The following is a 12,659-nucleotide window of genomic DNA, read 5'->3' as shown; positions in this document are numbered from 1 at the left end:
TGGATCTAAAGCCCCTGAACTTGGTAGCATGTCGCCCCTATTTATTGAGGGCCTTGTGTTGACCGACTCTACTGCTAAACCTGCTGTTGCTAGCAATCACCTTACTACGGACGCTGAAATTTCTGTTGCCGCGCTGACCAAAGCCATTGCTAATTCTTTATCCAAAGATCAGCACAGGTTTCGCCAGTCATTACAGAACATTAAAAAGCAGCAGGATGAGAGCAAACAGCAGCAGTTAATGCAGCAATTGTCGGCAAAAATCACCGCCTCTATGCAGCTACGGGCTCAGCGCCAGGCCGCAGTTCCCGCTATTGACTACCCGGCTGAGCTGCCTGTGGTCGGTAAAAAAGACGATATTAAAGCCGCCATTGCCAAACATCAGGTGGTGATTATTGCCGGTGAAACCGGCTCGGGTAAAACCACCCAAATTCCAAAAATCTGTTTAGAGTTAGGTCGTGGTGTCGCCGGTATGATAGGCCATACCCAGCCACGGCGTTTAGCTGCGCGCAGTGTTTCTGCACGTTTAGCTGAAGAGCTAAAATGCCCTGTAGGTCAGCAGGTGGGTTATAAAATCCGTTTTGGCGATCACACTGCGCCCACCACTTTAGTCAAACTGATGACGGACGGTGTGCTTCTGGCTGAAATTCAGCAGGACAGATTTTTAAATCAATACGACACGCTGATCATCGACGAAGCGCACGAACGCAGTTTAAATATCGACTTTTTATTGGGTTACTTAAAGCAGCTATTGCCGCGCCGCCCTGATTTAAAAGTCATTATTACCTCGGCCACCATAGACCCGGAGCGTTTTTCTAAACACTTTTTTGATGCGCCTATTATCGAAGTCTCAGGCCGCACCTTTCCGGTGGAAACCCGCTACAGGCCACTGGCAGAAAACGACGATAAAGACGCCGATCAGCTGCAATCAATTTTTGATGCGGTCGAAGAGCTTTATCGCGAACCACCTGGCGATATTCTGATTTTCTTAAACGGTGAGCGAGAAATTCGCGACACAGCAGATGCGCTGGAAAAACTTAAACTGCCTCATACTGAAATTTTACCTTTGTATGCTCGTTTAAGTGCGGCAGAGCAAAACCGAATTTTTCAAACCGGCGTAGGGCGTCGTATCGTACTCTCGACCAACGTGGCTGAAACCTCGTTAACAGTGCCAGGTATTCGTTATGTGATAGACCCTGGCACAGTGCGGATTTCGCGTTACAGCTACCGCTCAAAAGTGCAACAGCTGCCGATTGAAGCTATCAGTCAGGCTAGCGCCAATCAGCGTAAAGGCCGTTGTGGCCGTGTTGCAGCTGGTATCTGTATCCGCTTGTACAGCGAAGAGGATTTTAACAGCAGACCTGAATTTACCGACCCGGAAATTCTGCGCACCAACTTAGCCTCTGTTATTTTGCAGATGTTGGCCTTGGGTTTAGGCGATATTCAGGCCTTCCCGTTTTTAGAGCGGCCAGACAGTCGTTTTATTAACGACGGTATTAAGCTGCTGGAAGAGCTGGGCGCAGTTAAACCTCAGTCCAACAGTCATAGTTTGCAAATGACCGACTTAGGCCGACAAATCAGTCGTTTACCAGTCGACCCACGTTTAGCGCGTATGGTGTTTGCTGCGACAAAACACAGCTGTTTACAGGAAGTGTTGGTGATTGTCTCGGCCTTGTCGATTCAGGACCCTCGTGAGCGACCTTTGGATAAACAGCAAAAAGCCGATGAGTTACATGGTCGTTTTGCTGATCCTGATTCAGATTTTAGCGCCTGGTTAAAACTTTGGGCTTACTTGCAAGAGAAGCAGGACGAGCTGACCAATAACCAGTTCCGCCGTTTATGTAAACAAGAGCTTTTGAACTACCTTCGCGTGCGCGAATGGCAGGATTTATATGGTCAGTTGAGTCAGATTTGCACTGAGCAGCAGTGGAGCCTGAATTCGCAGGTGGCGTCTTATGAGCAAATCCATAGCGCTTTACTCACAGGTTTATTAGGCCAAATTGGTAGCCGCGACAGCGACGCCGATTATATGGGCCCACGTCAAAGCCGCTTTTTTGTCTTCCCAGGCAGCAGCTTATTTAAACGTAAACCTAAATGGGTGATGGCCGCTGAACTGGTAGAAACCTCCAAACTCTATGCCCGTGCTGTGGCCAAGATTGAGCCTGAATGGATAGAACCCGCGGCTATGCACCTGGTTAGCCGCAGTTACAGCGAACCGCATTGGGAGAAGAAAAAAGGTGCTGTGGTGGCCTATGAGCAGGTGTCTTTGTATGGCCTGATCATTGTGGGTAAACGCCCAGTGCTGTACAGCAAAATAGACCCAGCCACCTGCCATAAAATCTTTATCCGCAGTGCCTTGGTCGAACAAGACTTAGGCCTGAATGAAAGCTTTTTAGCTCATAACCAAAAGCTGATAGAGCAGGTCACTGAGCTGGAAGAAAAAGCCAGACGGCGCGATATTCTGGTCGATGAAGAAACGCTGGCTGATTTTTACGCTGAAAAAATCCCTGTTTGGGCTAATAACAGAGTCGATTTTGCCAAGTGGTGGAAAGAGGCTAAAGCCAAAGACGCAAAGTTATTAAATTTGGATTTAGACCAGCTGTATAAGCGCGATGCCTCTGAAGTCACGGCGGATAAATTCCCAGAGTTCTGGCGTCAGGGCAATTTAACTTTGCCGCTGGATTATCATTTTTCACCGGGCGCGCCGGATGATGGGGTCAGTTTAGTGGTGCCTTTGTCCTTACTGAATCAGCTGGAAGAGCAGGGCTTTGACTGGCTCATTCCGGGCTTGCGGCATGATTTATTAGTGGCGCTGATTAAATGCCTGCCCAAACAATACAGACGCAACTTTGTGCCAGCGCCCAATTACGCCGATGCCCTAATGCAAAGCATTAAACCCGAAGATGGGCCTTTGCTGGATGTGGTCAGCAACAGATTAAAGCGGATGTCCGGTGTGACTATTCCAGACGATGCCTGGGATTTATCCGGCATTGATACCCATCTGAAATTTAACTTTAAGGTGGTAGATGACAAAGGCAACACCTTAAAACAGGGCCGCTCTTTGGCGCTGTTAAAACAAGAGCTGCAAGGCAAAGTACAACAAAGTTTAAGCCAGGTGGCGGAGCGGGGTATAGAGCAGGAGCAATTGACGCAGTGGTCTTTTGGCCAGTTACCACGTGAGTACATCAAAATGCAGGCCGGTTATCAAATCAAGGCTTATCCGGCTTTGGTGGATAATAAAGATTCGGTCGCTATTAAATTATTGGATAACGCCGAACAAGCGGCAGAGCAGAGCAAACTGGGCCTGCGCCGATTGGTACTTTTGAACGTACCATCGCCAGTTAAATACCTGCAGGAATCTTTGCCCAACAAGGCCAAGCTTGGGTTGTACTTTAATCCGTTTGGCAAAGTGCTGGAGCTGATAGATGACTGTATTGCAGCTGGTGTTGATCAACTGATCAGCGAGCAGCCCTGGCCTGAAACCGAAGCAGATTTTACCGCTGTCAAAGAAAAAGTCCGCGCTGAACTGGGGGAAACTGTTTTACGTATTGCACTCAAAGTAGAACAAATTTTAACCCTGGGTCATGAAATTCAGAAAAAGCTCAAAGGTAAAGTTGAGTTAAAGCATGTGCAGGGGCAGGGGGAAATCAAGCAACATCTTGATTCTTTGCTGTTTAAGGGCTTTGTCAGCACACATGGTGCAGTGCGTTTGGACGCGATTTTGCGTTATTTACAGGCACTGCAAAAACGTCAGGAAAAACTGCCGGTGGATCCAAACCGTGACAGACTGATGTCGCACGAATACCAAAAAGCAGAAGAAGCCTACCAGAGCTTGTTGGGTAAGTATGCTGGCCGTGCTATCCCGGAGCCTGTACTGGCCATCCGCTGGATGTTGGAGGAACTTAAGGTGTCCTTATACGCTCAAACTTTGGGAACGCCTTATCCGGTCTCGGTAAAACGAATTTTACTGGCGGTAAGTGAATTGAAGTAAATTTTTTGTCTTTTTTTTGGCAAATTGTTAAACACGCCATACACTTATGGTTAAACGCACAGATGCGTTTGCATGGAGATCTCAAGGATGCAGACAATGGAATTGAAGCAAAAAAAAGTCATGATAGTAGACGACGAAGATTTTATGTACCGTCTGCTGGAGCTGGCTTTATCACCTTTTTATCAATTGTCTTATGCTAAAAGCGGTGTAGAGGCCTTGCAACTGGTGCTGCAACAGCAACCTGATCTGGTGATGATGGATATCTGTATGCCAGGTTTGGATGGCTTGGACACCTGCCGCTTGTTAAAAAATACTCCTGAAACAGGCCATATTCCTATTCTGATGATGTCAGGGCTGGACACGCCGCGCGATGAAGTAATAGCGCTGGATGCAGGAGCTGACGCTTTTGTCAGCAAACCTATCAGCGCCCGCCATATTCAGATGCTGGTTGATGATTTACTCTGTAGCCATTCACACAAATAAGGCTTTACAGCGGCTTATTGCGGATCTATAAAAGAAGCCTACCCCAATAAAGGCAGTAATACAGCTTATGTTAGGCCACAGTGATAAACGTAACTACTACCGTATGATGGTGAATGCTCAGGTGGAATTGATGATCAACGATCCTCAATCGGGCCGTGTGATCAACGCTATTTGCCGTGATTTAAGTGCAACAGGTATGTCGCTTGAAATCGATGAACCTCTTGAAATGGGCATTATGCTTTACATCAAAATGGAGAGCTCCAACCCTAGTATTCCGCCTTTATCTGCTCATGCGAAGGTGATGCGCTGTGCACAGGAGCAGGAGGATTGTTATCAGTTGGGTGTGCAGATTATCGAGCTGAATTAAAAAGAAAATGTTCTGGTAAACAGCAGTTTATTTTTTTATAGTCCATGCCAACACATCTCTTTTAAGGTTGTAGCTTGTTGTGTCAGACATTGCTCCCGTTATATCGCAACAAGCCCATCGACGTGCTGCTTATTTAGTTTCGACACTTTTAGTGCTGGTAGCAGCCGCTGTATTTCCTTTTCTTAGCTTTACCTTGCCGGCTATAGCGCCTTTTTTACCTGCTTATGGCACAGCAGTCATATTACTCGAAGGTATTACGGCTTATTTATTATTGTCGCAGTTTGCCACACGCAGAAACGTATTCCCCGGATTTGTCGCAGCCGCCTATTTGTCGTTAATTCCTTTGGTGATAGTTCAGCTGTTGGTGTTCCCTGGTGTTTTTACACCAACAGGCTTGTTGAATGCAGGCCCACAAAGTGCGGTCTGGATTTGGGTGTTTTGGCACGGGTTATTTCCTGCTCTGATGTTGCTAGCCTGCTTTGCAGAGCGTTTTATCAAAACGGAGCAGGTGAATTATACCGACCTGAAATTCTGGTTGTTTGCTTTTGTTCTGGTTCCATTATGTCTGAGCCTGAGTCTGGCTTTATTTGCCACCTGGGGCAGTCATTTATTGCCTGCACTGATCGCAAGTAATAGTTATCAGCAGTTGCTCCACAGTCCTTATGCCTTGCTAGTCTGGGGAATGAATGCATTAGCTTTGTGTGTCATGTTGATGCGCGCCCGCTGTAATAATGTGCTTTATATCTGGTTAAGTGTTGCGCTACTGGCTAGCTTAATTGATGTCACCCTAACCTTATTTGCCGGCGCTCGTTTTAGCCTGGGGTGGTATGCGGCCAGGATCAGCAGTTGTGTATCGTCAATGGTGTTGCTTGGCGCCTTGCTATGGGAAGTCAACAGGCTTTATATCAGTACACAAAGAGCAAATGAACAACTCTATCAGCAAAGTGTCAGGGATACCTTAACTGGTCTTTTTAACCGTCGTTATCTGGAATCGCAGCTGGCTGTGCATATCGACCATGCCAAAAGATACAACGAGCCTTTATGTCTACTGGTGTTAGATGTTGACCACTTTAAAGCCTTTAATGACCGCTACGGCCATGTAACAGGTGATCAATGTTTGATTGAGGTGGCAAAGCAGTTACAGCAGACTCTGCACAGGCCCGCCGATTTTGTCGCCCGTTTTGGTGGTGAAGAGTTTGTGGTGGTATTACCTTATACCACTACAGAGGGGGGCTTTAAGGTGGCAGAGCAACTACGCCTTCATATTCAGGACGCCCGGTTTGAGCACCAAGGGCAGGTTTTGAGTGTAACCGCCAGTATAGGGTTGGCGAGCTTGCAGCATAATGAGGATACGGCGCAAAGTTTGTTGATAGCCGCGGATAAAGCCTTGTATCAGGCCAAAGCCGCAGGCCGCAATTGTGTGAAGGCTGCAAATGAGCGAGCTGCTAGTTAGCAACACAGCTTAATAAAGCCGCACCATAACCCCATTGCACAGTAAAAATACCGTTTTGCTCCGATAGCTTTTCATTTCTTCCGACATAACTCTGGTCTGGCTGTTGATACATTAAAGAGACCTGATCACCATAATCCGCAATCAGCGTGGCTGGTGTGGTTGGGTAATAACGTAGTGAGATTTCATTAGCAGGATTATTGTCACAGCTAAGCAGAAGTTTTTTACTGGCCGGCATCAGTTCATAACGCGCCTGTAACTCGGCAATACGCTGGATATAAAGCGTTGAAGCACAAGCTTTCTTATCATCTTCTTTCCAGCAATCGGCTTTCCCTTTTACCCAACCACGCTGTTCAGCTTTTAACAAAGGTGGTTTTTCATTAGCGGCTTTTAGCAACGCCTGCTGATACACCTCTGCCAGCTGCTGATCCTGTTTAAGTAGCTTCTGGTCTGAACAAATTAGTTGATCAACAGTACCTAAGTCTTTGGCCTGGCAATTGATTTGGCTGTCTGCTGAGGCCGCCTGAAGTTGGGATGTGGCGAGTAGGGTGGTTATGATAAGTAAAAGTTTCATATTCCTATCCTTTTGAATTTGTTGTGTTAACAGTGTCAGGGAAAGTGAGGAATTTCAAGGTGGCTTGTAGAATAATTCATGAACCTAGCTCATCTTTTGAGATGACTTATTTAAACGCTTTCGCCGTTGGCGAGCCGCTTTCTTTTGCGTCGCCAAAAGAAAGTGGCGCAAAGAAAAGGCGACCCTGGCCGCTGCGAAAGCCCGCTCAAAAACGTGCGTCCAAGGCGACTCGGCAACTCGTTCGTCGCTAACGCTCCTCGCTCAAACACTCCTCGTCTTAAAACCTTGGCCACCCATTTTTGAACGGCTTGCGGCTAAGGGGGTGGGGGCTGTAGTTGGTCTTATTTGTAAGTTGAGCCTTTTGGCTTTACAGCCTAGTTCTGGCTATTGTATTTTTGGAACATGTCATTAGTGTTTTTTTAGTAAAACTAAGGACTCAGCCTTCTGATTTTTATTTGTTCTCAATAGGGAAGTAGTATGAATATTTGGATTCAAAGGATTTGGCGAGCAATATTTGCACTATTTTCATTGTCTATTTTGATGGTCTTGTTCATAGGGTTATATAAATATGTGCACCTACTATTCCCCAAAATAGATTTATGGAAGAAGATGTCGGAGTCTGGTCAGCTTATCGGTAGTATCGCAACTGCGGGTACGCTAATTTGGCTTATCTTGGATAAAAGACGAGACTTAGAAAATCGATATCAAGAGAGGCTTCAATTCAATGTACGAGAGAATTTAAACCAATTAAAGGAAATACTAACCGAGAGGCAATGTTTAAGGCATAAGACCAGAATATCAGTACTTTCTCGCCAGATAAGAATAGACTCGACAGAGTATTTATCTAGAACTGGATACATCGGTGAGAAATACCATCATCCACTTTTGGTCGAGGTTAGTAGCGTTGTACTTGAAGCTATTGGAGAGTTGGATTTAAATAAACTAATCGATTGGAGTGGAGACATTCCGGATTATGACATTAAAGAAATGCTCGAAAGTCTTCAGCCTGATTTATCGACGAAAAAGGTATCGAACATTACGCGTCTAAAAGTTGCAGAGATTTCATGCAAACTAATAAAGAAAGTTGAATCTGACCTCAAAAATAATTCAGAGAACCCACGAATAAAACTAGCGGCTCTTCGTAACCTTTGTTTATTGCTGTCTGAAGTTCTGGCATATACAAACTTCAATTATCAATTCTTTTTGGAACACAGAAAGTTGAAGTTAACGCCAATAGCGTTTGAAAACAATCCCGATGTCTTTGCAGGGGTCGCTAACGACAGTAATTTACCCAATCTAGCCGCATTAATATTAGTTTGTTGCGATGCTAAATTTCGACACAGAATTATTGCGACATCATAAAAAAGCCACCGAAAAGGTGGCTGTTTTACAAATCAAACTAATCCAAAAACCTACTTCACCAGCACCAGACTAAAAGTGGTGGGGACCAGTGGGCTGATGGATTTCAGGCCTGCCAGTTCACGTAGTTTTTCTACGCCAGCGTTTAATTCAAACTTGTTTACGTCCAGCATAATGGGCGCAACAGTAGTAACTACCAATTGGCTGTCTGACACTTTGGTCACTTTTACTTTGGCCGTCAGGCTTTGGGTTTTCGTCAGTAAGGTTAAATCTAAGGCTTGATCAACAACCACGCTGTCACCGGTTTTTAAACCTGCCAGAACTTTGCTGTCGACTTTGCCTTTGGCATTGATCGTGGCGTATTGTTTGGCGGCTAACACGTGTTCCAGAATACGTTCGTTACGAATTGGAATCATAGTGTCAATACTCATGGCTGGAATAGCCACTGCAAAATCACCTGCTTCAGTTAAGCTGCCTGTTAAGTCTTTAAAGCTGTGGGTTTCAGCCACTACTTCATTTTTTACCGAAACAAAATTCAGGCTGGATTGCGAGCTTTTGACAGACCAGTCGGCGGCGGCAGAAAAACTTAAGGCTGCGGCTACTACTAAAGCTAATTTTTTCATCGTCATCGAACACTCCTTAGTGGATGGGCAAAGGCTAGCGCCTCTGCTTAGAATACCTTTTAAAATACCTTACAAACTAAACCTTTCAGATAATGACCTTCAGGGTAGAAGCTGGCAATGGGGTGGTCGCTGGACTGACTGAGTTTCTCGATAAACAAGCAATCTTTGTTCGCATCCAGTGCAGCGTCGGCCACTATTTTCTGAAACAGCATGTCTTCCATTAAGCCAGAGCAGCTGAAGGTCAGTAATAAACCACCTGGTTTGACCAACTGCATAGCGACACGATTGATATCTTTATAACCGCGGGCGGCTTGCATTAACTGGGCTTTGCTGTCGGCAAATTTTGGTGGGTCTAAAATCACCATGTCAAACAACTTGCCTTGCTCTTTGTATTCGCGCAGCAACTTAAATACGTCCTGTTTGACGTTGTTGGACTTGTCCAGTTCAATGTTATTTAAGGCTAAATTGCGTTCTGCGGTTTTTAAGGCTAAATCCGACATATCGACGTTGGTGACATGGGCCGCACCACCTTGTAAGCAGGACAGCGCAAAAGTGCCGGTGTAGCTAAAGCAGTTCAGTACGGTCTTGCCTTTGGCTAAGCGACCTGCAGCAGCACGTGAATCACGTTGGTCCAGATAAAAACCTGTTTTGTGACCATTGACCACGTCCACCAGAATTTTCATGCCGTTTTCTAAAATCACTACTTCGCCGCTATCGCGTGGTAAATGCAACCAGCCAGTGACAGGTTTTAAGCCTTCTTTTTTCCGCACATCCACATCTGAACGCTCAAAAATACTGTAGTCAGGGAAGATTTGCTTTAAGGCTTCGACAATCAACTCGCGGTTGGCATCGGCGCCGGCAGACAACAGCTGACACACCAGCACATCGGCATATAAATCGATAGTGACACCTGGTAAACCATCAGATTCAGCCGCCACAACACGTAAACCATTGGTGTGGTTTAAATCGTACATATCCTGGCGCACAGACCAGGCGCGCTGAATACGGCGGGTGAAAAAGGCCTGATCAATTTGCTCTTTTTCATTAAAAGTCCAGGCGCGTACCCGAATTTGCGAGTCAGCTGAATAAGCTCCACGACACAACCATTTGCCATCGTGGGTCAGTACGTCTACAGTTTCGCCCGACACTGGTTTGCCTTTGACCTGCAGCACCGCTTTAGAAAATACCCAAGGGTGGCGGCGTCTTAAGGATTTTTCGCGTTCGGGTTGTAAAATGATACTGTGAGACATAGGTCAACTCTGTAGATGGGCAAGGGGCGCTATTTTAGTGAAGAGCGCGCAAAAGCTAAAGCAAAACTAGTGCAAAACAAAGAAAAGGATCGGCTAACGTGACGCAAAACTATGTTGTACCCAATCAGATGATCGCTATTGAGGTGATTAACCCAGGTAATCAAAGCCAGTTGCAGCAAACCACAGTGGCTGTCCCAGCGTTAAAAGCCGGGCAGGTGTTGCTGAAAGTCGCAGCTGCCGGCGTCAACAGAGCTGACTTATTGCAGCGCTCCGGACTTTATCCGCCACCAGCAGGGGAGTCGGATATATTAGGTTTAGAGGTCGCTGGCACTGTAGTGGCTGTGGCTGCAGATGTGTCATCAGAATGGCTAGGCGAGGCTGTTTTTGGTTTAGTGCCTGGTGGTGGTTATGCGCAGTATGTGGCGTTGCCAGCTGAGCATTTAATCAAAAAACCTGCGTCTTTAGGCATGAGCGAAGCGGCAGCCTGTGCGGAGGTGTTTTTAACTGCATTTCAGGCGATGCGTGTTGTCGGGAGTTTACCGGATCAAGGGGCCTTGTTAGTGCATGCCGGAGCCAGTGGTGTTGGTACTGCAGCTATTCAGTTAGGTAAAGCTTTGGGTTGTTTTGTTGCTGTCACTGTAGGTTCAGATGACAAAGCCAAAGCGTGTTTAGCCTTAGGCGCTGATGTGGCTGTCAATTATAAAACTCAGGATTTTGTTACTGAATTAAAAGCAGCGCGCCCTCAAGGCTTTGATTTAATTATCGATCCTGTAGCGGGGGACTATATAACCAAAGATATTCAGCTGTTGGCACTGGATGGCCAGATTGTCGTGCTTTCTATGCTCGGTGGCCGTATGACACCAGAGCTGGATTTAGGCCTGATGCTGAAAAAACGCGGCCAGCTTTTATGCTCCACACTTCGAAATCGAACTGACGGCTACAAAGCGGCGTTAATCAGTGATTTTAATCAGCAGTTTGGAATGGCTTTGGCTGAAGGAAAAATAAAAGCTGTACTGGCGCAGAGTATCGACTGGGCTGAAGCGGAGCGGGCGCATCAGTTATTGGCTTCGAATGCTGTGGTAGGAAAACTGGTGCTCACTCTGTTTTGATTTCTTCGTCTGTCATGCTTTAAAAACAACAAACCGGCTTAAGCCGGTTTGTTGTGATCTGATATTTGGTGTTTATCTGCTTCATCCACAGCTTCAACAGTTTCAGTGTTTACAGCAGCTTCTGGTTCCACATCCATACTGCTTAGCTCTTGATCCGCTGTAGGCAGGTCGGCATCCGGATGATGTGGATGCACCATTTGCTCTTGCACCATTTGTTCGTCCACCCGAGGATCTAAAGCCGCGGCTAAAGGCGAAGACACTAAATCGCCGGATGCCATCACATAATCTTGCGACACTTCTTTATCCTGTTGTTTTTGCTGATAATTAACCTGAGTTAAACGTAAAAACAGCAGCAAGGTACAAAGCGCCATAAACCCATACAACATACTGTTGCCGACCAATTGCATAAAGGCTGAGGCAATTAACGGTCCTATACAAGCACCCATACCAAAGGTCAGCAAAATAGTAGCGGATAAAGCCACTCTATGTTCTTGCTCGACATTCTGATTCGCCAGCGCTGTGGCCAGTGGGTACAAGGTAAAAGCCAGAATGCCAAAAGCAAAAGTGAAGATAAGCGCAAAAATGCCACTTAAAGGCAAGATGGCAATACAAAGCACCACGCCACCGAGCAGCACTGTATTGATACGAATTAAACGGCTGCGACGAATTTTGTCGGACAAACGACCCATAGGCCACTGCGCTAATAAGCCTGCAATCACAGTAGTGGCCATATAAGCTGCTACTTGTTCTGTACTGGCGCCGCTATGGGCGATATAAGCTGGGGCCAGACCATAAAAAGAGCCAACTATGACACCAGCCATCGCAATGGTGGTTAGTGACTGTGGCACTTTTTGCCAAAACAGTTTGATTTTAAGTGGTGCTGGTTGTAAAGGCGCAGGGTGAATACGGCGGGTTAAGGCCAGAGGCACAATACAAAGCGCAAAGCACATAGCGACAATCAGCAGAGGTTTTAGGGTTAATTCCGGGTTTAAGCTAATGGCCAATTGGCCCAGCACTAAGCCTAAATACGAGACAATCATATAACTGGCAAAGACTGTGCCGCGGTTTTTGCTGTCAGCTTGCTCATTCAGCCAGCTTTCCAGCACCATATACATGCACATCATGCCCATACCCACCATCAGACGCAGCACCAGCCAGATGGCTAAATCGTCTATTAAGGCATGGCCCAAAGCACTGGCTGTGGTGATGCCGGCACTGGCGACAAAAGCACGGATATGACCGACCCTGGCTATTAAACGGTGTCCAACTTTTGAACCAGCCACCAAACCCAGATAATAAGCCGACATCATGCCGCCTATCCAGATTTGTGCGGCAGAGTCTGCGGCAAGGCGCAAACCTAAATAGGTGGTCAGTACCCCAGAGGCGAGTACCATCAATAAAGTGGCAAAATACAACGAAGAAAACGAACGCAGAATGTTAGACATAAAGCTTCCTG

10 protein-coding genes are annotated in these 12,659 nt (G+C 46.3%); 6 read left to right on the top strand and 4 right to left on the bottom strand.

The genetic code is table 11. From position 1 onward, the window contains the following. The first annotated feature begins 55 nt into the window (after positions 1-55). The 4 genes from hrpA to IEW88_RS12565 all read left to right on the top strand — a co-directional run bounded on the left by hrpA (position 56) and on the right by IEW88_RS12565 (position 6,291). Complete coding sequence (hrpA, locus tag IEW88_RS12580) at positions 56-3,988, top strand: ATP-dependent RNA helicase HrpA (protein ID WP_221411413.1); 3,933 nt, start codon at positions 56-58, stop codon at positions 3,986-3,988. Positions 3,989-4,084: 96 nt separating this feature from the next. Beyond that, positions 4,085-4,471 carry a response regulator gene (locus IEW88_RS12575; protein ID WP_229670469.1) on the top strand — a complete coding sequence of 129 codons (387 nt, stop codon included), beginning with the start codon at positions 4,085-4,087 and terminating at the stop codon, positions 4,469-4,471. Positions 4,472-4,538: 67 nt separating this feature from the next. Beyond that, a complete protein-coding gene (locus IEW88_RS12570; RefSeq protein WP_053423463.1) occupies positions 4,539-4,838 on the top strand; it encodes a PilZ domain-containing protein in 300 nt (99 codons plus the stop codon). 79 nt (positions 4,839-4,917) lie between these two features. Then, positions 4,918-6,291, top strand: coding sequence for a sensor domain-containing diguanylate cyclase (locus tag IEW88_RS12565; RefSeq protein WP_147904258.1), 1,374 nt, complete (start codon positions 4,918-4,920; stop codon positions 6,289-6,291). On the opposite strand, the gene IEW88_RS12560 is transcribed toward IEW88_RS12565, so the two are convergent. Then, positions 6,284-6,862 (bottom strand): lysozyme inhibitor LprI family protein, encoded by a 579-nt coding sequence (locus IEW88_RS12560; RefSeq protein ID WP_147904257.1) that lies wholly within the window; start codon positions 6,860-6,862, stop codon positions 6,284-6,286. The two genes, IEW88_RS12565 and IEW88_RS12560, sit on opposite strands and share 8 nt — an antisense overlap. Before the next feature lie 477 nt (positions 6,863-7,339). Here IEW88_RS12560 and IEW88_RS12555 point away from each other — a divergent pair, with 477 nt between their 5' ends. After that, positions 7,340-8,224 carry a hypothetical protein gene (locus tag IEW88_RS12555; RefSeq protein ID WP_147904256.1) on the top strand — a complete coding sequence of 295 codons (885 nt, stop codon included), beginning with the start codon at positions 7,340-7,342 and terminating at the stop codon, positions 8,222-8,224. Positions 8,225-8,274: 50 nt separating this feature from the next. Here the strand turns inward: IEW88_RS12555 and IEW88_RS12550 are convergent, their stop codons facing one another. Both IEW88_RS12550 and IEW88_RS12545 read right to left on the bottom strand, forming a co-directional pair. Next, complete coding sequence (locus tag IEW88_RS12550) at positions 8,275-8,850, bottom strand: YceI family protein (RefSeq protein WP_147904255.1); 576 nt, start codon at positions 8,848-8,850, stop codon at positions 8,275-8,277. A 53-nt stretch (positions 8,851-8,903) separates the two neighbouring features. Continuing rightward, on the bottom strand, positions 8,904-10,094 hold the full coding sequence (locus IEW88_RS12545) for a class I SAM-dependent rRNA methyltransferase (RefSeq protein WP_147904254.1): 1,191 nt from the start codon (positions 10,092-10,094) through the stop codon (positions 8,904-8,906). 98 nt (positions 10,095-10,192) lie between these two features. On the opposite strand from IEW88_RS12545, the gene IEW88_RS12540 reads away from it, so the two are divergent. Continuing rightward, the gene (locus IEW88_RS12540; protein WP_229670467.1) at positions 10,193-11,203 is read left to right on the top strand and encodes an NAD(P)H-quinone oxidoreductase; all 1,011 of its coding nucleotides are present in this window, start codon (positions 10,193-10,195) and stop codon (positions 11,201-11,203) included. A gap of 38 nt (positions 11,204-11,241) precedes the next feature. Here IEW88_RS12540 and IEW88_RS12535 read toward each other — a convergent pair whose 3' ends face one another. After that, entirely contained in the window at positions 11,242-12,648 is a 1,407-nt protein-coding gene (locus tag IEW88_RS12535) for an MFS transporter (RefSeq protein WP_147904253.1), read from the bottom strand. Between the last annotated feature and the right edge of the window lie 11 nt (positions 12,649-12,659).

Source organism: Rheinheimera tangshanensis (assembly GCF_014645135.1).
Taxonomy (GTDB): domain Bacteria; phylum Pseudomonadota; class Gammaproteobacteria; order Enterobacterales; family Alteromonadaceae; genus Pararheinheimera; species Pararheinheimera tangshanensis.
Note: the sequence above shows the minus strand (reverse complement) of the source record. Positions and strands in the feature narration are given on the sequence as shown.